Below are 21275 nucleotides of genomic sequence, written 5' to 3'. Positions count from 1 at the left end.
TTGCGCATGACTTTTCAGCCCAGTCCGTCGGGACACCCGGGCCGTGACCAACGCTTGCTCGAGCAGGCGCACGACGTGTTCGTGCCGGCGCTCGCGCAGGTCTTTGCTGCAGCGGTCGCGCATTTCGACGATGTGCTGTTCGACCGTGCCGAATCCGCTGGCGCGTCGCAGTTGCTGTTTCTCGATGGCATGCGCGAATTGCGTCGCAAGCGCGAAGAGGTCGCCCGCCAGTTCCGCCAACAGCTGGAAGACGGCTGGCAGGCGTTGGTGCTCGGCACGCCGTTGTCGGCCGAAGTGGTGCTGGCCGGCGACATGGGCACCGGCCCGCTGAGTCTGGTGCCCGAGCACGTGCTCGAATCGCGGCTGGCAGTGCGCAATCTGGCCACGGTGCTGTTGCGCGATTTCAAACAGGTGCTGGCACGGGTGGACCGCCGCCTGGGCTGGATCGCCGGCGGGCTGGAGCTGATGGCCGACACCAACCCGATTGGCCCCGAACATCTGGGCGTGGCGATCCACGAAGCCTTCGCCACCTGCGACCTGGCGCCGGAAGTGCGGCTGGTGCTGATCAAGCTGTGCGAGCGCGATCTGGCCGAGCCGATCGGCAAGTTGTACGCACGCCTGGACGAAACCCTGGCCAAGGCCGGGGTGATGCCGGAAATTTCGCAGGCCAAGCGCGCCCCGCCGCGCATGCAGTCGCGTGGCGAGATGCCGGAAGAGCGCGCCCAGGCCGAGGCGCAGGGCGCTCACGCCGAGAGGGGCGGCGACGACCAGGGTGATCAGTACGCACCGGCCTGGGCCAACCGTTTTCTTGACCGCTGGGCACATAGCCGCGGCCGCATGCAGGCCGCAACGCAACGCGGCCATGCCGATGGCGGCGGGGATGGCGGCATGGACGGCGAGGCCGACCATCCCGGCGGCAGCCAGGGCATGTTGCTTGAGGCACTGCACGAATTGCTGCAACAGACCCGCAGCGTGCGCGACACCGCCGCGTCTGCCGCCACCGTCGCGGTAGGGCAGCAACGCCCGTTGAGCCAACGCGAAATGATGTCGGTGCTGTCGCTGCTGCAGGCCACGCCCAGCGCGACGCTGCAGGCGGCCATCGGCGACGACACCGAATCGCTTGCGCAGCGGTTGAAGAACGAGGTGCTTTCCAGCGCCACGCGACTGGGCGTGGACCCGGCCACCGCAAAACTCGACCCGATGGACGAAGATGCCATCGACCTGGTCGGCATGCTGTTCGATGTAATGCTGGACGAGCGCGATCTGGAAAATCGTTCGCGCGAAATGATCGGCCGCCTGGTGGTGCCGTTCGTCAAGGTCGCACTGCTGGACCGCAAGATGTTCGTGCAGAAGACCCATCCCGCGCGGCGCCTGCTCAACTCGCTGGCCGAGGCCTGCGAAGGCAACAACGGCGACAGCGCTGCCGAGCGCGTGCTGATGGGCAAGGTCGAAGAAATCGTCGACCGCCTGGTGGCCGAATTCAACGAAAATCTGGCGATCTTCCTCACCCTGGAAGAAGAATTCCGCGACTTCCTGTCGCAGCACCGGCGCCGGGTGGAAATTGCCGAGCGTCGCGCCACCGAAACCCAGCGCGGGCAGGAAAAGCTCGAACTGGCGCGCAGCCGCGCCCTGTTGGAACTGGAGCAGCGTGCGCCCGAAGGCGCGGGCCTGCCCAAGGCGGTGGATGACTTTTTGCGCCAGCCGTGGCTGCATCACCTGACCATGGCGATCCTGCGCGACGGCGAGGAAGGTCCCGGCACCATCGAGGCCCTGGCGGTGGCCGACGGCGTACTGGAAGAACTGGCCGAAGCGCGCCGCCATATCGTCGGCAAGCCATGGCTGCAGGTCTGGCAGCCGGCGTTGCACCGCGTGTTCGCAAGCGTAGGCCTGCACGGGGATGCGGTGGTGGTGGCGATCACCGCCTTGCACGACACCTTGCAGGCGATCGCCGAAGCACGCCCGGAACTGGAAAAAGCCCTGCCGGAACTGCCGCAGGTCAATCTGCCCCCACCGGCTGCCGAAAGCGTCAGCGTGGTGCTGGGTGCCGAAGCGGTCGCGCAGAGCATCGACAGTGCCGATGCCGAACGTTTCCGCGCGATGGATATCGGCACGTGGCTGGATTTTGTCGACAAGGACGGCAAGGTGCAGGCCGGCAAGCTGTCGTGGGTGAGCCCGATTTCGCAGCGTCTGCTATTCGTCAATCGACGCGGCGTGCGTTTCTGCGTCGCCTCGCCAGAAGAACTGGCGGTGATGGTGCGCCTGGGCCGCCTGCGCGAGCACATCAACGACGGCGCTTTCGACAGCGCGATGCAGGGTGTGATCGATCGTCTGGATCCGTTGCAGAACAACAGCACGGTGCACTGAGCTGTTCCACGCGCGTATGCGGTTAACGGCCGTGCGCCTTCGACGCTGCGGGGTGCAGGGCGCGAGTGCTGGACCCATTGCCGCATAACCGCGGCGCGGTGTGTTGAGCGATTCAAAGCGCGTGTGCGGCCGCCAGGCCGCTCGCTTCCCACAGCGCGATGCAGGCTGTGACCGACCTGCAGGCCCGATTACTTGGCGATGCAGTGCACTGGGCGATCCGGCGTGTGTGCATTTGCCGAGCGGCGCGATGGAACAGGGAAAGCACGTTCTGCGGTGCGAGGCCTTGCCACCGAGTCCATGCTGCTGAGGTGCTGCGCTCGGAGGCGGCTCGCTCGCAGGACAGACACAGCAATGACATAAACGCGCTGCGTCGCTTGTTTGCCCAAGACCTCATCGATGCGCGCTGCGATGACTGCTGCCTCGGGCTGCGGCCACAATCGCAGAGTTTCTCGTATGTTTCTTCAGATCATGCCGGCCCGATGAACTGCATCGCCCGCTCGATCACCGAGGTGTGATCGACCATGCGGTTATGGCCTAGCCCTTCGGTGGTGAACAGTTGCGCGCCCGGCCACAGGCTGGCGAAACGCGCGCCTTCGTCCCACGGCGTTTCGCGGTCGCGACGGTCGTGGATGATCAGCGCCGGGCGATCGAACTGCGGCAAGCGCGGCGTCGCATCGAAATCGGAAAAGCGCTTGCCCGTGAGGTCTGCCAGCCAGTTTTCGAACGGTGCGAACGCGGCAGGCGCAATGCCGAATGCGCGAAACTGGCGCTGCGCACTGGCGGCCGGCGCCAGCAACGGTGCGATCAGCACATAGCGCGCGGGGCGCCAGACCGGGTCGTCGGCAAATACCACCGAGGCCGCGCCGAGCGAGTGGCCGATAAATGCGGCCGGGCGGCCGAAGCGGCTGCCGATGACACGCAACATTTTCACGAAATGCGGCATATAGCTGATTCGTCCGCCGCTCAAGCCGTGCGCTGCCTGGTCGAACGCCACGACCGCATAGCCGAGTGCGCGCAACTGCGGCACCCAGGCCGCAAAGCGCAGCGCATAACTGGCCCAGCCATGCGACAGCAGCACATACGGCTGCTGCGCCGGATCGCCCCACTGATACATGGCGATGTCGATGTCATCGATCCGCAGCGTGTGACGCTGCATGTCGGTCAATGTGGCCGCGATCGTGGCCGCCTGCCGGCGCCCAAGCGCTGCCGGGGTGACGAAGCGACGTGCCAGATAGCGGCCGGTGGGTCCAGGAGCCAACCGACTGGCGCCGGCCAGGGAGCTGCGTAACAGGCGCGTGCGCAGCGTGGCGATGGATGAGCTCAAGAGGCATGTCCTGCGAAGAGAAGCGGTATCTAGTCGATGACAAGATGTGCCATCAGTCTGGTGCGCATATCTTGTCAACGTCAAGATGGTTTGATCCACTGCTGTTGCCATACTCGAAGCTGCCCATGCCGACCTCGTCCACCACCGCTGCCTACCACCACGGCGATCTGCCGGCCGCGCTGCGGCGGGCGGGCTGGGACTTGCTGGGCGAGTCCGGTTTGCGCGGGCTCACCTTACGTGCCTGCGCGCGCCGCGCCGGTGTGTCGCACGCCGCCCCCGCGCACCACTTCGGCTCGCTGGATGGGCTTTTGGCGGACGTGGCGGCTGACGGTTACGAGCGCATGCTCGCGCGCATCCTCGCCACGCAGCGTGAGGTGGACGACCCGTTGATGGGCTGCGGGCTGGGCTATATCCGGTTTGCGCTGGAGTTTCCGCAGCATTTCCGGCTGATGTTGGGCCTGGATGTGCGTGCATTGCGCTGGCCACGCTTGACCGAAGCCAGCGCTGCGGCGATGGCGTGCCTGCGCGAGACGGTGCGTGCGCAATGGATTGCCCGGCACGCTACCGACCCGGGTGCCGCGTTGCTCGAGCAGCGCACCGTGCTTGCTTGGAGCGCCGTACATGGTTACGCCTCTCTTGCCATCGACGGGAAGCATGAGGCGTTGCTGGGCGTTGCCCCCGAGCTGGTGTTTGCGCCGCTGCTGAAAGGGTTGTTTGAGCCCTAGTGCGCCCTCTTCGACGTTTCGGAGCATCGACGGTCATGCCGGGACTGCATGCGCTAGGAAAATGGCTGGGAGCGCGATGAGGCATGCGTTCAACGTCGGCATTGCCTGCACCTGCACAGCCGCACGGGTCTGGAATGCGATCTGACGCCGGCATGACGTGTTTTGAAGCGGAATACGCATTCGATGCGGAATACGTGCCGGTTGCGGTCTTGTATGCGGCAGCCGGCCGCCGTTTCCCAGCGAGCGGCTGCGGCCGCGCGGCCGTTGATTTGCAGGGCAGGGCGATTACGCGTGCGTGTTGACGCCGGAATCAGCGCCGTGCCGCAGGCAACATCCATGATCTGCGTATCGTCCCGTTGGTGTGTCGCGCAGTGCAGCTGCTGCGCCGTCTTCCAGAACGATTCTGCGAGTTGCCTCGGGTAACTCCTCGAAACTCGTCATCCAGCTCACGGGTGCCACCAAGCCAAATGCGCGCTGGACCGATGCGTCAGCGGCAGCTCACCCTCAGCCACTGACGCTCTCGCCGAGAGAATGCTCCAAGCTTCGCCACCTGCGCGCGCACCGCGCTCTGCTAGCATCGCCGCGACTGGGCGCAAGACCGGAGCAACGCATGGCTATGCAGGTGCTGGTGCTGAAAGAACGGGCCGCCGGCGAACGCCGTGTGGCCGCGACGCCGGAAACGGTCAAGAAACTGGTCGCGCTCGGTGCCGGCGTGTGGATCGAACCGGGGGCCGGCCAGGCCAGCAGCATGGACGATGATGCGTATCTGCAGGCCGGTGCGCAGCCTGCCGGCGCCGACGCCGTGGCGCAGGCCGAGATGGTGCTGTGCGTGCAGGCGCCTTCTACCGACACGTTGCTTCGGTGCCAGCCGCACGCGGTGGTGATCGGCATGCTGGCGCCGGATGCAGACCCTGCGCGTGCCCAGGCGTTTGCCGCGCGGCAATTGATTGCGTTTCCACTGGAGCGCCTGCCGCGCACCACGCGCGCGCAATCGATGGATGTGTTGAGCTCGCAGGCCGGCATGGCGGGCTACAAGGCAGTGCTGATTGCCGCGCAGCTGGCGCCGCGCTTTTTTCCGATGCTGACCACCGCGGCCGGCACCATGCGCCCGTGCAAGGTGTTGGTGATCGGCGCGGGCGTGGCCGGCCTGCAGGCGATCGCCACTGCCAAGCGGCTGGGCGCGCAGGTGGAAGGCTTCGATGTGCGGCCGGAAACGCGTGAGCAGATCGCCTCGCTGGGTGCGCGATTTGTGGACCTGGGCGTGAGCGCTGCCGGCGAAGGCGGCTACGCGCGCCAGCTCAGCGACGACGAACGCGCCGAACAGCAGCGCCGTCTGGCCAAACACCTCACCGGTGTGGATGTGGTGGTGTGCACTGCTGCGGTTCCGGGCCGGCCGGCACCGAAGATCGTGACCACCGGGATGGCACGCGGCATGCGCGCCGGCAGCGTGATCGTGGACCTGGCGGCGGAAACCGGCGGCAATTGCGCGGCCACCCGCCCGGGGGAGACCTATGACCTCGACGGCGTGGTCATCGCTGGCCCGCTCAATCTGGCCAGCCAGGGCGCAGTGCATGCCAGCGAGATGTTCGCGCGCAACGTGTACGCCTTCGCCGCCTTGTTGATCAAGGACGGTGCGTTGACGCTCGACTGGGACGATGAGTTGCTGGCGAAGACGCGGTGGTCGGCGCCGGTCGCAACCACCGCCTAGGCGTCGCAGAAAGTTCGGTGCGCGCAATCCAACAAGGACAGCGCGCTAGCGTATCGCAAGCCGTCGTCAATCCGGCGCTGGCGACCGATGCGCCAGGCAGGTTGAGGCGTGGCGCGGTCAGTGATTTCGTCGTTGTCACTGCAACCAACGACGTAGCGAAGCCATCGATGCAACACGGGTGTTGGCGCGCGAGTCGGTTGCTGCGACATGTTGCAGCTGCGTGCGCTACCAAACTTACGCCACCTCGCGCGCGGGTACGCGGGGTGCGCAGTCTGCGCGTCGCTGCAGTGGGTAGCCTTCGCGTGCTGCAAGATGCCAGGCGCGACGGCTGATCAATGTCCATCGCCCATCGCAACCATGCGCGGCGCTTGAACAGGCGCCATCATCCGCCGGGCAATTTCTGGGAAACGTCAGTCCTCGACCGGCGGATGCTCGCGTAACCAAGCGCTGCGTTCGGCCGGGCTCATCTTCTGCCAGCGTTGCTGCAGTTCGTTGCGCTGTTGCGGGTTGAGCGTGCGCATGCGGTCGAACAAGGCCTTGGCCTCGCGGCGTTGCTCCGGACTCATGTTGCGGAAGCGGTCCATGCCGGCTTTAGCCTGCTTGCGCTGCTCGGGCGTCATGTCCAGCCAGCGGCGGGCGTGCCGGTACATCCTGGGGCGTTCTTCGGGCACGTCGTCCCAGCGCTCGCGCAGCGCATCGATCATGACCTGGCGTTGCTGCTTGGTCAGTTGGTCCCACTCGGGCATGGGCGTCTCGTCACGGGGCCCCTGGCCGCGTGGGCCAGGCGCGTCCATGGGCGGACCCGGTGGAGGAGGTCCGGGCGGGCCGTCCTGAGCCAGCGTGGAGGCGCATGGCCCGGCGCTCAGCAACAGGGTCAACAGCAGGCGGGTGGTGTGGGTCATCGTGCTTATTCCATGGCCAGGGCGGTGTCGGAGCCGAGCCAGACATACAGGTCCGGGTTCTGGGCCAGCAGGTCGTCTGTCTCGGTGGTGGCGCTGGTGCTGGCAACCGGCGAGGTCGACGCGGCGCCAGATGAGACGCTTTGGCTGGGGTGCAGCTGCAGGCCGATGCCGATTGCCAGCAGGCCCGAGCACGCGGTGGCCAGCAACCAGTAGCCACGTCGGCTGCGCGTGGGTGCCGAGGCATGGCGGGCCTGGCGCAGGCGCGCCAGTGTCTGCGGCGGCAGGCTGGTCAGCGCGGTGGCATGCAGCTGGCGCAGCTGCGCATCCAGCCGGGCGGTGTCGTGGGAGCGGTTCACAGGAAATCCTCGAACTGTTTTTGCAACGCGTCGCGCGCGCGCGACAGGTGGGTTTTGACCGAGCCTTCGGAGCAGCCCATCGCCTTGGCAGTGGTGGCCACGTCCAGGTCTTCGAGCACGCGCAGGGTGAAGGCTTCGCGTTGGCGCGCCGGCAGTGTGCGCAATGCATCGACCAGCCGTTGGTAGGCCTGTTGATGCTGTTGTTCGTCGACCGGTCCGGTGCCGGGGTCGGCCCAGTCGATCGGGCCTTCGTCGTCGGCGCGCTCGGCCGGTGCCCAGAACTTCAGGCGAAAGCTGCGTCGCCGCTGCAGGTCGATGATGCGGCTGCGCAGGATGCTCCAGAACAGCGGCGTCCATTCCTCGGCTGGCCGTTCGCGATAGCCCAGCAGCTTCACCATGGCGTCCTGCACGGCGTCCAGCGCATCTTCGCGGTGCCGCAGGCCGGCCTCGGCAAAACGGAACGCACGCGGCCCGATGCCGGCCAGAAAGGCGTCCAACGACACCGGCGCGGTGGCGGCCGGTGCGGTAGCTTGCGGATCGAAAGGAGTTCCCACCAGCACAGCGTAGCTTCCGCGGAGACGATACGACGTCAACGGGCGAGCGCGGATTCGGTTGACAGGCGCCCGCACGGGCGTGGCGTGGGTATGATCGGCGGGCCGCACCGACCAGTGGAGCCAGAGACGATGAGCGACGGATTCGTAGCGCTGTACATCTTCATGCTGGCGGCCATCGCCGGCCACGTGATCATCTCGCGGGTGCCGGTGATCCTGCATACGCCGCTGATGTCCGGTTCCAACTTCATCCACGGCATCGTGCTGATCGGGGCGATGGTGGTGCTCGGGCATGCCGACACCACGTTGGAAAAAGCGCTGGGATTTGTCGCAGTGGCGTTAGGTGCGGGAAACGCGGCGGGGGGCTACGTGGTCACCGAGCGAATGCTGGAGATGTTCAAGTCCAGCAAGAAGCCGCCTGGCGGGGATAGGTCATGAACGTCTCCACTGCCGAGTTGCTGTCGTGGGTGGTCAAGTCCAGTTACCTGGTTGCAGCCACCTTGTTCCTGCTTGGTCTGCAGCGGATGGCGTCTCCATTGAGCGCGCGCAGCGGCATCCGTTGGGCCGGGCTGGGCATGTCGATTGCCACGGTGGCCACGTTTTTCCTGCCCGAGTTGCACAACGTGCCGTTGATCCTGGCGGCGTTGGCGATCGGCACCGGCGTGGCGTGGTGGTCGGCCAGGAAGGTCGCCATCACCGACATGCCGCAAATGGTGGCGCTGTACAACGGTATGGGCGGCGGCTCGGCGGCGGCGATCGGCGCGGTGGAACTGCTGCGGTTTTCGTTCTTCGCCAATCGCGACACGGCGCATTGGAGCGCCCAGGCGATTGCAGAGCTGGCGGCGCGGCAGCCGGACACCACCACGGTGCCGCTGGCGGTGATCGGCTCGGCGATCGGGGCGGTGGCGTTATCGGGGTCGATCATCGCGTGGGCCAAGCTCGATGGCCGGCTGGACCGGCGGGTAACCTTTCCGGGGCAGCAAGCCTTCAATCTGGTGGTCGCAGTGGCGGTGCTGGCCCTGGCCATCTGGGCGGCGAGCAGCCTGCAGCCGTTGGCGATCATCGCGTTCTTCGTGGTGGCGTTGGCCTTGGGCGTGCTGATGACGCTACCGATCGGCGGTGCCGACATGCCGGTGGTGATTTCGCTCTACAACGCGTTTACCGGGTTGGCGGTGGCGTTCGAGGGGTATGTCCTCGGCAACGAGGCACTGATCATCGCCGGCATGATGGTCGGCGCGGCCGGCATCCTGCTGACGCGGTTGATGGCCAAGGCGTTGAATCGGCCGATCAGCGGGGTGCTGTTTTCCAACTTCGGCGGTGGCGCGCAGGTGCAGGAAATCAGCGGTGTGCAGAAGCCGATCGAGGCCGGCGATGTGGCGGCGATGATGGCCTTTGCCGAGCGGGTGGTGATCGTGCCCGGCTATGGCATGGCAGTGGCGCAGGCACAGCACAAGATCTGGGAGCTGGCGCAGCGCTTGATGGCGCGCGGTGTCAAGGTGAAGTTCGCGATCCATCCGGTCGCCGGGCGCATGCCGGGGCACATGAACGTGCTGTTGGCCGAGGCCGGTGTGCCCTACGATCTGATCGCCGACATGGACGACATCAATCCGGAATTCGCCAGCACCGATGTGTCGTTGGTGATCGGTGCCAACGACGTGGTCAATCCGGTCGCCAAAACCGATCCGGCCAGCCCGATCTACGGCATGCCGATCCTGGACGTGGTCAATTCCCGCAACACGGTGGTGATCAAGCGCGGCAAGGGAACCGGTTTTGCCGGCATCGAGAATGCGCTGTTCTACGCCGACAACACGCGCATGTTGTACGGCGATGGGGCAGAAGCCGCCGGTGCGCTGGTGAGTGAATTGAAAGCGCTGGATGGCGGCGGGCATTGAGTGTTGGTGTGTCGCCAGCCGCGCTCAAATGCTTAAGGCAACGCAGGGTCGGTCGTGTCCTGTCGCGTTACCGGGGGGCTTACACGCGCGGATCAAAGCCGGGTTAGTCGAAGGCGCGGCGCCCTCACCGCTTGCGGGACACGCCGTAAATCCGTCTCTGGAGGCTCGATGGCGGCACCCATGCCGCCATCGGTCCCGCAAGCGGCAAGGGCCCTGCTGCAAACGCGCAGCGCTTTCCCATGTATCTCTGAGAGCGATGGCGTTTGACGAGCCGCGGCGCACGAATCTGTGCAGCTGACGCATCAGCTGCAGCGACGTCCGACGTTGGCTACCGAAACAATCGCGCCTGACTCAACGCGCCGCCCACCAGGCCACGAGCAGTGCCGCGACGTAACACAGCAGGTCGAAGCCGTTGTTGGCCAGTTGCAGCAGCGTCCAGGCCAGGCCGGTGCCCATCTTCTGAGCCGAGGTCCACGGGTCCAGGCCCAGCGGTCCGCCCAGTTGGGCCGAGGCGATGCCCCAGTTGGCGCCAGCGATGATCAGCGCGGTCGCCACGACGGCAATGCCGATGCGTAACCGACCGGCGCGCAGGGTGCCCAGGCGCAGCATCCAGACGATCTCCAACGCCACGACCACAGCCATCCAGCCGGCCTGGTTGCCCAGGGCCAGGGCGATGAGCAGCCAGGCGATGAGGGCGGTGACGCATCCCAGCAGCAGGAGCGGGGGCCAGAGCCAGTGGGCAGTTCTGGCGGACGCGGTGGTGGGCGGCATTGGAGCTCCTGACAGTGCGCACATGATAGTGCGCGGGCCGGCCTTTGCGAGGGGCGGCACGCCACGGCAGTGCGGCCGATGGAATGCAGCGTCGTCCCCGGCTGGCACGGTGGCCGGCGGCGGTGGCGTCGTGGTCGGCTAGAATGGCCGACTTGCGCGCGACCTGCGCGGCCCCATATCCAGCCCATGTATTCCCGTAGCAGCGAACCCGTCCAGTTCGAACGCGATTGCGATGCCGTCATGGTGCCGCAGGGCGATTCGGTGACCCTGCCCGCAGGCAGTTACGGCTATATCACCCAGGCGCTGGGTGGCAGCTATACCGTCTTCGTCGAAGGCAACCTGTTCCGCATTGCCGGCAAGGATGGCGATGCGATCGGCAAGGAGCCGCCGCCGGGGCTGGAATTGCCCGCCAATGCCAGCGACGAAGAGGTGGAAGCGCTGGTGTGGCAGCAGTTGCGCACCTGTTTCGACCCGGAAATTCCGTTCAATATCGTCGACCTGGGTCTGGTCTACGAGGCGGTGGTCAGCCATCGCGAGGAAGACGATCAGCGCCGGGTCGACGTCAAGATGACGCTGACCGCGCCCGGTTGCGGCATGGGCGAAATCCTGGTCGACGATGTGCGCGGCAAGGTCGAAATGATCCCGACCATCGCCGAGGCCGACGTCGAGCTGGTGTTCGACCCGCCGTGGGGCCGGCATATGATGTCCGAAGCGGCCCGTCTCGAGACCGGCATGCTCTGACCGTCCCGCGCCATGTCCACGATGTGGCGCTGCGTCCTTTCGCCCGCCATACAGGAATCTCCCGGTGTCCGTGTCCTTCGCTTCCACCCGTTCTCCGTCGCCGCGCAGCGCCGACGAACTGTCCGTGATCCTGGCCGCACCCGGTTTCGGGTTGCATTTCACCGACCACATGGTCGCCATCTCCTGGAACAACGAGCAGGGCTGGCACGACGCGCAAGTGCGCGCCTACGGCCCGCTGCAACTGGATCCGGCAGCGTCGGTGCTGCATTACGGCCAGGAGATCTTCGAAGGCATCAAGGCCTACCGGCATGCCGACGGTTCGATCTGGACCTTCCGTCCGCAAGCCAACGGCGAGCGGCTGCAGCGGTCGGCGCGCCGTCTGGCGCTGCCGGAACTGCCGGTGGACCTGTTCGTCGAATCGCTGCGCCAGCTGGTTGCCGTGGATGGCGGCTGGGTGCCGTCGGCACCGGAAACCAGCCTGTATTTCCGCCCGTTCATGATCGCCGACGAGGCCTTCCTGGGCGTGCGCGCGGCGCACAAGGCCTCGTATTACGTGATCGCCAGCCCGGCTGGCCCGTATTTCGCCAAGGGCGTGGCGCCGGTGTCGATCTGGTTGTCCACCGAGTACGCACGTGCGGCCAAGGGCGGCACCGGTGCGGCCAAGTGCGGCGGCAATTACGCCGCGTCGCTGTTGCCACAGCAGAAGGCCTACGCCCAGGGCTGCTCGCAGGTGTTGTTCCTGGACCCGGTGGAAGGCAAGTACATCGAAGAACTCGGCGGCATGAACGTGTTCCTGGTCTACAAGGACGGCACGTTGGTGACCCCGGAACTTTCCGGCAGCATCCTGGAAGGCATCACCCGCGACAGCATTCTGCAACTGGCCCGCGACCGTGGCATGCAGGTGATCGAGCGCAAGGTCGCGATCGACGAATGGACGCAGGGCGTGGCCTCCGGCGAGATCACCGAGGTGTTCGCCTGCGGTACGGCGGCGGTGGTGACCCCGATCGGCGAGCTGAAGGGCGAGGGGTTCGCGGTGGGCGATCTGTCCGCACCAGCAGGCGAGGTGACCATGTCGCTGCGCCAGGAACTGACCGATATCCAGTACGGCCGCGTGCCGGACCGCCACGGTTGGTTGGTGCGTTTGTCGTAAGCGGACATACTTCGCCAAACAAGGGCCTCCGTGTGTCAGCACGGGGGCCTTTTTGTTTGCGCAACAGCAAAAAGAACGTTTTTCGACTGTAAACCAGTCGAATTCAGCATGAGTAAGATGTGATTTGCATCACGCAATTGCATTTTGATTTCGAAAATTACCAACTCCGTATTGTCCAGTCCGGTTTCTTTGAGATAGATTCGCTGAACGGATCGATAACAGGGGCGGTCCGGGGCACTGGGGAAGTCGCCATCGCGACGGTTTCGGAACTACCGCTTCGGTGGTTCTCTTGACTGGAAGGGAATTCGATTTCTAACGCGTCGCTTCGTCCGCGCCACCGAGCGCTCGGCATCCTGGGTGCTTCGGCCCTTACCTCGCTGCTGCTGGCAACGCCGGCGTTTGCCGGTGATGTCTACCTGGGTGGCCTGGCCACCGCGCAGACCCACCAGAAGTTCATCGTGACCTACAAGGACGGCAGTAGCGCCCTGAGCAGCCCCAGTGTGTTGACGACCTCGTTGCGCACCGCTGCACGTGCGTTGCCGGCCAAGGCCGGCAAGTCGCTGGGCCTGAACAGCGTGCGTCGTCTGGCAGTGGGACCGGAGCTGGTTCAGGCCGACCGCGCGCTGGATCGCGCCGAAGCCGAAACCCTGATGCGCCAGCTGGCCGCCGACCCCAACGTGCAAAGCGTGGAAGTGGACCAGATGCTGTACCCCACGCTGACCCCCAACGACAGCCGCCTGTCCGAGCAGTGGGCCTTCGGCACCACCAACGCAGGGCTCAACATCCGCCCGGCCTGGGACAAGGCCACCGGTGCCAACGTCGTGGTTGCGGTGATCGACACCGGCATCGTCAGCCATCCCGACCTGGACGCCAACATCCTGCCCGGCTACGACTTCATCAGCGATGCCACCGCCGCGCGCGACGGCAATGGGCGCGACAACAATCCTGCCGACGAAGGCGACTGGAACTCGACCAGTGGATGCGCCACGTCCAATTCCAGCTGGCACGGGACCCATGTCGCCGGCACGGTGGCGGCGGTGACCAACAATACCACCGGCGTGGCCGGCACTGCGTTCAACGCCAAGGTGGTGCCGGTCCGCGTGCTGGGCCGGTGCGGTGGTTCGCTGTCGGACATTGCCGATGCCATCATTTGGGCCTCCGGCGGGACCGTGAGTGGTGTGCCGGCCAATCCCAACGCGGCCGAAGTCATCAACATGTCGCTGGGCGGAGGCGGCACCTGTTCGTCCACGATGCAGAGCGCGATCAACGGCGCAGTCTCGCGCGGTACCACGGTGGTGGTGGCGGCCGGCAACAGTGCCGCCAACGTGTCCGGTTCGTTGCCGGCCAACTGCGCCAATGTGATCGCAGTGGCGGCCACGACCTCGGCCGGTGCCAAGGCCAGCTATTCCAACTACGGCAGCGGGATCGACGTCTCCGCGCCAGGGTCGGGGATCCTGTCCACGCTCAACAGCGGTACCACCACGCCGGGCAACGCCAGCTACGCTTCCTACAACGGCACCTCGATGGCGGCGCCGCATGTGGCCGGCGTTGTTGCCCTGGTGCAGTCGGTTGCGCCCACCACGTTGACGCCTGCCGCAGTGGAAACACTGCTGAAGAACACCGCACGCGCCTTGCCGGGTGCCTGTTCGGGCGGTTGCGGTGCGGGCATCGTCGATGCCGATGCGGCAGTGACGGCGGCCATCGCCGGCAGCAGTGGCGGTGGCGGTGGCGGAACCGGCAACACCTTGACCAACGGCACGCCGGTGACCGGCCTCGGCGCGGCCACGGGCGCGGAGTTGAACTACACCATCACGGTGCCGGCCGGCAGCGGCACGCTGACGGTCACCACCAGCGGCGGCAGCGGCGATGCAGACCTGTACGTGCGGGCCGGTAGCGCGCCGACCGACACCGTCTACGCCTGCCGCCCGTATCTCGATGGCAATGCCGAGACCTGCAACATCACCTCGCCGTCGGGAACCTATTACGTGCGGATCAAGGCTTACAGCACGTTCTCCGGCGTGACGCTGACCGCCAGCTACTAAACGCTGGATCGCTGCACGCGTTCCCTGGCATGACGCCAGGGGACGCTGCCTCCTTCGCTTCAACCCCATCTGCGATACCTCGCCCAGGTCTGCCGTTTCGGCAGGCGCAGGCGATGCGTTGCCGCTTGGCCGGAATGGACGCCGGTCAGTCGCTCCGACGGGTCTGGCGCCCGTGCAGTTTCCGGCCCCGAACCGCAGCCTGCGGCAACGGGCCGGCCCTCTCGCCGCAGCTGCGGCACCTCTCCAATAAGGAACGATCGATGTCCAATGTGTCGCAACGTCGTGCGCCCACGCGCGCGCTGGTAGTCCTGGGTGTTTCCGCGTTGACCTCGCTGCTGGCCGTGCCGGCATTCGCCGGTCAGGTCAATCTGTCCGGTTTGGATGCGCAGCCCACCCTGGACCGCTTCATCGTCAAATACAAAGACGGTTCCAGTGCCGCGGTCAGCCCCACCTCGATGCGCGCATCGCTCAATTCCGTTGCCGGTGCGATGCCGGCACGCGCCGGCCGTGCGCTGGGCCTGAACCACGTGCGCCGCACGGCGCTGGGTTCGGAAGTGCTCAAGACCGACCGTGGCCTGGACCGCGCGGACGCCGAAACGCTGATGCGCCGTATTGCTGCCGACCCCAGCGTGGACTACGTGGAAGTCGACCAGATCATGTACCCGGTACTGACCCCGAACGACACGCGCCTGTCCGAACAGTGGGGCTTCGGCACCTCTTCCTCCGGCATCAACGTGCGCCCGGCCTGGGACACCGCCACCGGCACCGGCGTGGTGGTGGCCGTGATCGACACCGGCATCACCAGCCATCCGGACCTCAACGCCAACGTGCTGCCGGGTTACGACTTCATCAGCGATGCCACGCGTGCACGCGACAACAACGGGCGTGACAGCAATCCGGCCGACCAGGGCGACTGGACCACGGCCAATCAGTGCTTCTCCGGTTCGTCGGCCGCCAATTCCAGCTGGCACGGCACCCACGTAGCCGGCACCATCGCGGCGGTCACCAACAACAGCACCGGCGTGGCCGGTACCGCATTCAACGCGCGCATCGTGCCGATCCGTGCGCTGGGCGCCTGCGGCGGCGCCACTTCCGATATCGTCGATGCGATCGTGTGGGCCTCGGGCGGCACCGTGTCCGGCGTGCCCGCCAATGCCAACCCGGCCGAAGTGATCAACATGTCGCTGGGCGGCAGCGGCAGCTGCTCGAGCAGTTATCAGAACGCCATCAACAGCGCGGTGTCGCGCGGCACCACCGTGGTGGTGGCGGCCGGCAACAGCAATGCCAACGTGGCCAACTTCACCCCGGCCAGCTGCGCCAACGTGATTTCTGTGGCATCGATCACCTCGGCCGGGGCGCGTTCGAGCTTCTCCAACTTCGGCACCGGCATCGACATCTCCGCGCCGGGTTCGGCGATCCTGTCGACCTTGAACAGCGGCACCACCACGCCGGGTTCGGCCAGCTACGCCAGCTACAACGGCACCTCGATGGCGGCCCCGCACGTGGCCGGCGTGGTGGCGCTGGTGCAGTCGGTCGCCAGCCGTCCGCTGACGCCCGCTGCGGTGGAAACGCTGCTGAAGAACACCGCACGTCCGTTGCCGGGCGCCTGCTCGGGCGGCTGCGGCGCGGGCATCGTCAACGCGGCCGGCGCAGTCAGCCAGACCCCGTAAACCTGCGCCGACGACCGCAATGCCGGCGCGCAGCCGGCATTGCGTCGGGCCTTTCCCGACACCCGTGTCGGTGGTTTGAAACCTGCACTGCCCCGCTCTACGCGGGGCAGTGTGCGTTCGGGCAGCGGCAACTGCCGCACCGCCAGCCAGGGCCGGGCAGCGATGGCTGAATGAAACGCCCGCCAGCACGGCATGGCCGCTTCAGCGCACCGGTGGCACGCCGATAGCCACCCCACGTGAGGCATGCAACATCTGCATGCACGCGCATCGGGCACGGCGCAGCGCACTGGCGTCAGCGCGTTGCCAACCGGGTTGCCAGATCCTTGGGGAGGGATGGAGTCATGCCGTATCACTCAATAGGCGCACTGCGCCGCGTTGCATTCGTCTGTGCGTTGTCATGCACGTTTCATGCCGCTGCTGGCGAGGTCAATCTGCAAGGATTGAATTCCAGCAATACCCATCAGCGCTTCATCGTCAGCTACAAGAACAGCGTCGGCAGCAGCCGGGCGACCGGGTTGTCTGCGCCATGGGGCGACATCGCGCGTGCCGTGCCGCAAGCGCGCGGGAAGGCGCTGGGCCTGTCGGCCATGCGCCGGCTCAGTGGCGGGCCGATGTTGCTGGTGGCAGACCGCAAGCTGGACCGCGTGGATTCGGAAAGCCTGATGCGGCGCCTTGCCGCCGACCCGGCGGTCAAACGCGTGGAAGTGGACATCCTGATGCGGCCATTGCTGGTTCCCAACGACCCGGGCGTGCCGCAGCAGTGGGCGATGGGCGCGACCGCCGCCAGCCTCAACATCCGTCCGGCCTGGGACCGTTCCACCGGCAAGGGCATCGTGGTGGCGGTGATCGACACCGGCATCACCAATCATCCGGACCTGGCAGCCAATGTGCTGCCCGGCTACGACTTCATCGTTGATCCGGCCACTGCGCGCGATGGCACTGCACGCGACGCAAACGCCGCCGACCAAGGCGACTGGGCCGCGGCCAACGAATGCGGGCCTGGAGCGTCGGCGTCCAATTCCAGTTGGCATGGCACGCACGTGGCCGGCATCGTGGCGGCGGTGGGCAACAACGCGATGGGCGTGGTCGGTACCGCGTTCAACGCCAAGATCCTGCCGTTGCGGGTGCTGGGCCGCTGCGGCGGCTACATGTCCGATATCGCCGATGCGATCGTGTGGGCGTCCGGCGGCAAGGTCAACGGCGTGCCGGCCAACCCGAATCCGGCCACGGTAATCAATCTGTCGTTGGGTGGCGCGGGCACCTGCTCGGCGACGTTGAACAATGCCATCACCGCAGCCGTCACGCGCGGCAGCGCGGTGGTCGTGGCCGCCGGCAACAGCAATATGGACGTCTCCACCAGCGTGCCGGCCAACTGCGCCAACGTGATCGCCGTGGCGGCCACCACCTCGGCCGGCGCCAAGGCCAGTTTTTCCAACTTCGGCAAGGGCGTGGATATCGCCGCGCCCGGGCAATCGATCGTGTCCACGCTCAATACCGGAACCACGGCACCGGGCAATGCGGCATATGCGGTGTATAGCGGCACCTCGATGGCGGCGCCGCACGTGGCTGGCGTGGTGGCGCTGATGCAGTCGGCGGCCCTGAATCCGCTGACGCCGGCAACAGTGAAAGCCCTGCTCAAGGCCAGCGCGCGACCCATGCCGGTGGTCTGCACGCAGGGGTGCGGGGCCGGGCTGGTGAATGCCGATGGCGCGGTGGCGGCGGTGATCGAGTCGACCACCTTGAGCAGGAATGTGGCACGCACCGGGCTGAGCGCAGCGCTTTCCGATTCGCTGTATTACCAGGTCAATGTGCCGGCCGGCACCCGTTCGCTCAAGGTCACGCTCGCCGGCGGCAGCGGCAACGCCGACCTGTCGGTACGGGCCGGAGCGTTACCGACCGACGCGGCGTACAGCTGCCGCAGCATGTTGCGGGGCAACGGCGACAGCTGCACGCTGGCCGCGCCGGCTGCGGGGGTCTATTACGTGCGCTTGAAGGCAACGCTGGGCTTTTCCGGAGTCAGCGTCACTGCGGCGTATTGAGTGGTTCCGGCACGGTGGTGCTGCCGTGCTGCCGTGCCCAGAGGCGCTGCTGCCTGCTCTAGTGCGGCAGTGCTGCATGCGTGCAATGCGGAGACATCGGTGGAAGATCGAAATCAATGCAGGCGATCCGCCGAGAGCATCGCGTGAGTCCAGTCCCAGATGCGTAGCGCGCATACCGTCCGATACGCGCGGCATCGCGTTTACGCGTTCACTCGCACAGCGCACAAGCGCTTGCGGCGAGTGCATGCACCAGCTGGGTGCCGGGCAATTCCAGCAGCAGTCCCCGCTGGCCGGCGTTGATCCACAGCGCCGGTGCGTCCAACGCCGTGATTTCGACCAGCACCGGCACCTGCCGTTGCTGGCCGAGCGGGCTGATACCGCCGACCTTGTAACCGGTGCGCCGCTCGGCATCGGCCACGTCCATCATGCGTGCCGACTTGCCGCCGTAGGCGCTGGCCAGTCTCTTCAACGACACCCGGCGGTCGCATGGAATCACCACGCACACCGCCTTGTCGTCGACCCATGCCATCAGCGTCTTCAACACGGTATGCGGCTGCAGGCCCAACGCATCTGCGGCTTGCAATCCCTTCGCATCGGCATCGGCCTGGTAGTCGTAAGGATGCAACACATACCCTACGCCGGCCGCGTCCAGCGCCTTGGTGGCGCGTGTGGCCTTGCTCATGCGCTCAGACCGATTCGAAGCGGTTTGCAGCCACGTTCTTGCGCACCTTTTCCGGATTCCAGATGCGGCCGTTCATGGCGATATAAACGCCTGCCGGCAGCGATTGCACTGCACCGACAGCGCAACCGATATTGAATTCGGCATCCGAGCCGCGAAAGCGCGCCGGATTCAATGCGCCGGTCATCACGATGGTCTTGTCGGCGATGGTCTGCAGCACCTTGCCGGTTTCCACCATCGAATCGGTGCCGTGGGTGATCAGCACGTGGCGGGTGGGCTGGGCGGCGATGGTGGCGCGGATCAGTTCGCGGTCGGCATCGGTGATGTGCAGCGAATCCTTGCGGATGATCGGAATCACCGAAAAACGAAACGTCACGCCCAGTTCTTTCAGAATCTGACCGATCTGCGGGTCGCCGATCTGGTAGTCCGATTTGTCGTCGAAGTAGATCTTGTCGATCGTGCCACCGGTGGTGACGATCAGGAGGTCTTCCATTGCTGCGGATCCTGTAGGGCTAACGCGGCGCAGGCCGCGCGCGGGCCGCCATGATACCGCCCGGCCAGGAGACTGGCAGTAAGGTAGCCATCGCCATAAACCAGCGTGGTCGAGACTTGCGCTCGGTTGCCGAATGTGTGGCGGCGCTGCATCCGATTGAGATGGTGTGGCGCAGGCGCACGCCGGCACGCGCAAGGGTGACTGCAGGTTCGAGGCGCAGCGATTGTTGTGACCCCGGGGCGTATCCCTGCCCCATGTGGTGCTTGCGCGACGTCAGCTTGCAGCCGGCGCTAGGGTTGAACGCGTTGCCTCGGCGTCGCCGGTGCCCAGCCTCCACATGCGGCAGCGCAAAACGCAGTGTGATCCACGCACCACTCCGCTGCGCTACGCGCGTGTGCTACGTCACGGACTCAATAAAGAGAAATTACTGAAATTGACTTGACATTCATGCGGTCGATAGTCGGCGAGTCGTCGGTGCAGCGTTGCCGTCGCCATCCCCTCCCGGAGAGCCTCATGAACAAGTCCATGTCGATGTTGCGCGCGCTCACCTGCGCGATGGCTGTGCTGCTGGCGGGCCACGCCGCCGCGCAGACGGTGACGATCACGCCCACGCAGACCTACCAGACGGTGCGCGGGTTCGGCGGTATGAATGGCGCCGGCTGGATCAACGACCTGACACCCGCACAGGTGGATCTGGCTTATGGCAGCGGCACCGGGCAGATCGGGCTGTCGATCCTGCGCATGCGCATCGACCCCTCCAGCTCAGGCTGGGCGACCCAGGTGCCGACGGCGACGCGGGTGCGTGCGCTGGGCGGGCTGGTGTTCGCAACCCCATGGACGCCGCCGGCTTACATGAAGTCCAACAACAGCCTGATCAATGGCGGCAAACTGCTGCCCAATTACTACGGCGCCTACACCCAGCACCTGCTGGATTTCGCTAATTACATGTCGGGCAAAGGCGCGCCGCTGTATGCGATTTCCCTGCAAAACGAGCCGGATTGGCACCCGGATTACGAATCGGCCGACTGGAGCGGCAGTGACTTCGTCAACTATCTCGTGAGCGAAGGCAGCAAGTTCGGTAGCCTCAAGGTCATCGTCGGCGAGTCGGTGGGGTTCAACTTCTCCATCACCGACCCGGTCCTCAACAACACCGCCGCCAATCAGGCCACCTCCATCGTGGCCGGCCATCTGTATGGCGCAAAGCCGCGCGACTATGCCTTGGCGCGCAGCAAGGGCAAGCAGGTGTGGATGACCGAGCATTACACCGACAACACCGATGGCAATGCATGGCCGTCGGCATTGGGAGTGGCCAGCGAACTGCATGCCAGCATGGCGGCCAATTTCAACGCCTACATCTGGTGGTACATCCGGCGCAGCTACGGGCTGATCAGCGAAAACGGCGCAGTGAGCAAGCGCGGCTATGCGATGTCGCAGTTCGCGCGCTTCGTACGGCCAGGGTCGGTGCGGGTCGGCGCCACCGAACACCCGTATAGCGATGTCTCGGTGACCGCCTACCGCACGCCGGACAACAAGCTGGTGGTGGTGGCGGTCAACACCGGTACCGGCCACCAGCGGCTGGACCTGACACTACCGTCCGGCACTGCCACGCAGTTCGCCAAATACAGCACCTCGGGCACGCTCAATGTCGGGTTCGGCGGCAACTACAGCGTGGTCAACGGCAAGACCTCGCTGTATGTCGACCCGCAGAGCGTGGCCACGCTGGTCGGAAACTGAGCGGAAACCGAAACGCCGCAAGTCCTCGTCAGGTGGCGTGGACGGCGCGCAGGGATCGGCGTGGAGGCGTGTGCACGCCACCCTGAGCCCCGGCTGCGCCCGCCTGACGATGATCGAACTTGGTTGAATGGCTG

The 21275-nt window shown here is 66.0% G+C and carries 18 protein-coding genes; 11 read left to right on the top strand and 7 right to left on the bottom strand.

Annotated features, from left to right (window positions below; all coding sequences use genetic code 11):
* Window positions 1-6: 6 nt before the first annotated feature.
* Window positions 7-2364: a DUF1631 domain-containing protein gene (locus J7367_RS19035; RefSeq protein ID WP_022558390.1), complete on the top strand. Its 2358-nt coding sequence runs from the start codon at window positions 7-9 to the stop codon at window positions 2362-2364.
* A 466-nt stretch (window positions 2365-2830) separates the two neighbouring features.
* Here J7367_RS19035 and J7367_RS19030 read toward each other — a convergent pair whose 3' ends face one another.
* Window positions 2831-3688 carry an alpha/beta fold hydrolase gene (locus J7367_RS19030; protein ID WP_007965900.1) on the bottom strand — a complete coding sequence of 286 codons (858 nt, stop codon included), beginning with the start codon at window positions 3686-3688 and terminating at the stop codon, window positions 2831-2833.
* Window positions 3689-3813: 125 nt separating this feature from the next.
* Here J7367_RS19030 and J7367_RS19025 point away from each other — a divergent pair, with 125 nt between their 5' ends.
* Both J7367_RS19025 and J7367_RS19020 read left to right on the top strand, forming a co-directional pair.
* Entirely contained in the window at window positions 3814-4413 is a 600-nt protein-coding gene (locus J7367_RS19025) for a TetR/AcrR family transcriptional regulator (protein ID WP_022558392.1), read from the top strand.
* A 610-nt stretch (window positions 4414-5023) separates the two neighbouring features.
* On the top strand, window positions 5024-6121 hold the full coding sequence (locus J7367_RS19020; protein ID WP_057662659.1) for an NAD(P) transhydrogenase subunit alpha: 1098 nt from the start codon (window positions 5024-5026) through the stop codon (window positions 6119-6121).
* Between the two features lie 410 nt (window positions 6122-6531).
* Here the strand turns inward: J7367_RS19020 and J7367_RS19015 are convergent, their stop codons facing one another.
* Genes J7367_RS19015 through J7367_RS19005 form a run of 3 tightly spaced genes read right to left on the bottom strand, consistent with a single transcriptional unit; the run spans window position 6532 to window position 7939 of the window.
* Window positions 6532-7023: a DUF3106 domain-containing protein gene (locus J7367_RS19015; RefSeq protein ID WP_005925947.1), complete on the bottom strand. Its 492-nt coding sequence runs from the start codon at window positions 7021-7023 to the stop codon at window positions 6532-6534.
* A gap of 5 nt (window positions 7024-7028) precedes the next feature.
* On the bottom strand, window positions 7029-7379 hold the full coding sequence (locus tag J7367_RS19010; protein ID WP_022558394.1) for a hypothetical protein: 351 nt from the start codon (window positions 7377-7379) through the stop codon (window positions 7029-7031).
* Entirely contained in the window at window positions 7376-7939 is a 564-nt protein-coding gene (locus J7367_RS19005; protein ID WP_003488792.1) for an RNA polymerase sigma factor, read from the bottom strand. Before J7367_RS19005 ends, J7367_RS19010 begins: the two co-directional genes overlap by 4 nt.
* Before the next feature lie 123 nt (window positions 7940-8062).
* Here J7367_RS19005 and J7367_RS19000 point away from each other — a divergent pair, with 123 nt between their 5' ends.
* Together J7367_RS19000 and J7367_RS18995 are read left to right on the top strand one after the other, a co-directional pair.
* A complete protein-coding gene (locus J7367_RS19000) occupies window positions 8063-8368 on the top strand; it encodes an NAD(P) transhydrogenase subunit alpha (RefSeq protein WP_026006968.1) in 306 nt (101 codons plus the stop codon).
* Window positions 8365-9822 (top strand): NAD(P)(+) transhydrogenase (Re/Si-specific) subunit beta, encoded by a 1458-nt coding sequence (locus J7367_RS18995; protein ID WP_057662662.1) that lies wholly within the window; start codon window positions 8365-8367, stop codon window positions 9820-9822. Before J7367_RS19000 ends, J7367_RS18995 begins: the two co-directional genes overlap by 4 nt.
* A gap of 351 nt (window positions 9823-10173) precedes the next feature.
* Here J7367_RS18995 and J7367_RS18990 read toward each other — a convergent pair whose 3' ends face one another.
* Complete coding sequence (locus tag J7367_RS18990; protein ID WP_007965888.1) at window positions 10174-10593, bottom strand: hypothetical protein; 420 nt, start codon at window positions 10591-10593, stop codon at window positions 10174-10176.
* A gap of 186 nt (window positions 10594-10779) precedes the next feature.
* On the opposite strand from J7367_RS18990, the gene sufT reads away from it, so the two are divergent.
* From sufT to J7367_RS18965, 5 genes are all read left to right on the top strand, one after another.
* Window positions 10780-11334: a putative Fe-S cluster assembly protein SufT gene (gene sufT, locus J7367_RS18985; RefSeq protein WP_057662664.1), complete on the top strand. Its 555-nt coding sequence runs from the start codon at window positions 10780-10782 to the stop codon at window positions 11332-11334.
* Window positions 11335-11398: 64 nt separating this feature from the next.
* Complete coding sequence (locus J7367_RS18980; RefSeq protein WP_007965884.1) at window positions 11399-12484, top strand: branched-chain amino acid aminotransferase; 1086 nt, start codon at window positions 11399-11401, stop codon at window positions 12482-12484.
* A 308-nt stretch (window positions 12485-12792) separates the two neighbouring features.
* A complete protein-coding gene (locus J7367_RS18975) occupies window positions 12793-14526 on the top strand; it encodes a S8 family peptidase (protein WP_057662669.1) in 1734 nt (577 codons plus the stop codon).
* A gap of 260 nt (window positions 14527-14786) precedes the next feature.
* Window positions 14787-16196: a S8 family peptidase gene (locus tag J7367_RS18970; RefSeq protein WP_057662672.1), complete on the top strand. Its 1410-nt coding sequence runs from the start codon at window positions 14787-14789 to the stop codon at window positions 16194-16196.
* Between the two features lie 341 nt (window positions 16197-16537).
* Window positions 16538-18235 carry a S8 family peptidase gene (locus J7367_RS18965; protein WP_057662675.1) on the top strand — a complete coding sequence of 566 codons (1698 nt, stop codon included), beginning with the start codon at window positions 16538-16540 and terminating at the stop codon, window positions 18233-18235.
* Between the two features lie 208 nt (window positions 18236-18443).
* On the opposite strand, the gene ybaK is transcribed toward J7367_RS18965, so the two are convergent.
* Window positions 18444-18917, bottom strand: coding sequence for a Cys-tRNA(Pro) deacylase (ybaK, locus tag J7367_RS18960; RefSeq protein WP_057662678.1), 474 nt, complete (start codon window positions 18915-18917; stop codon window positions 18444-18446).
* Window positions 18918-18921: 4 nt separating this feature from the next.
* Complete coding sequence (locus J7367_RS18955; RefSeq protein WP_007965873.1) at window positions 18922-19407, bottom strand: asparaginase domain-containing protein; 486 nt, start codon at window positions 19405-19407, stop codon at window positions 18922-18924.
* Window positions 19408-19920: 513 nt separating this feature from the next.
* Here J7367_RS18955 and J7367_RS18950 point away from each other — a divergent pair.
* Entirely contained in the window at window positions 19921-21141 is a 1221-nt protein-coding gene (locus J7367_RS18950; RefSeq protein WP_057662681.1) for a glycoside hydrolase family 30 beta sandwich domain-containing protein, read from the top strand.
* Window positions 21142-21275: the final 134 nt, after the last annotated feature.

Origin of the sequence: Xanthomonas sp. D-36-1 (genome assembly GCF_017746155.1) — a bacterium.
Taxonomy (GTDB): Bacteria; Pseudomonadota; Gammaproteobacteria; order Xanthomonadales; family Xanthomonadaceae; genus Xanthomonas; species Xanthomonas cissicola.
The sequence above is the reverse complement of the archived record's forward strand: the minus strand, read 5'-3'. Positions and strand labels throughout refer to the sequence as shown.

Bases quoted from the DNA above. Each gene is read 5' to 3' on its own strand.
- J7367_RS18970 (WP_057662672.1), top strand. From the start codon at position 14,787: ATGTCCAATGTGTCGCAACGTCGTGCGCCCACGCGCGCGCTGGTAGTC.
- J7367_RS19020 (WP_057662659.1), top strand. From the start codon at position 5,024: ATGGCTATGCAGGTGCTGGTGCTGAAAGAACGGGCCGCCGGCGAACGC.
- J7367_RS19015 (WP_005925947.1), bottom strand. From the start codon at position 7,023: ATGACCCACACCACCCGCCTGCTGTTGACCCTGTTGCTGAGCGCCGGG.
- J7367_RS18995 (WP_057662662.1), top strand. From the start codon at position 8,365: ATGAACGTCTCCACTGCCGAGTTGCTGTCGTGGGTGGTCAAGTCCAGT.
- J7367_RS19000 (WP_026006968.1), top strand. From the start codon at position 8,063: ATGAGCGACGGATTCGTAGCGCTGTACATCTTCATGCTGGCGGCCATC.
- ybaK (WP_057662678.1), bottom strand. From the start codon at position 18,917: ATGAGCAAGGCCACACGCGCCACCAAGGCGCTGGACGCGGCCGGCGTA.
- J7367_RS19035 (WP_022558390.1), top strand. From the start codon at position 7: ATGACTTTTCAGCCCAGTCCGTCGGGACACCCGGGCCGTGACCAACGC.
- J7367_RS18950 (WP_057662681.1), top strand. From the start codon at position 19,921: ATGAACAAGTCCATGTCGATGTTGCGCGCGCTCACCTGCGCGATGGCT.
- J7367_RS19025 (WP_022558392.1), top strand. From the start codon at position 3,814: ATGCCGACCTCGTCCACCACCGCTGCCTACCACCACGGCGATCTGCCG.
- sufT (WP_057662664.1), top strand. From the start codon at position 10,780: ATGTATTCCCGTAGCAGCGAACCCGTCCAGTTCGAACGCGATTGCGAT.
- J7367_RS18955 (WP_007965873.1), bottom strand. From the start codon at position 19,407: ATGGAAGACCTCCTGATCGTCACCACCGGTGGCACGATCGACAAGATC.
- J7367_RS18990 (WP_007965888.1), bottom strand. From the start codon at position 10,593: ATGCCGCCCACCACCGCGTCCGCCAGAACTGCCCACTGGCTCTGGCCC.
- J7367_RS18965 (WP_057662675.1), top strand. From the start codon at position 16,538: ATGCCGTATCACTCAATAGGCGCACTGCGCCGCGTTGCATTCGTCTGT.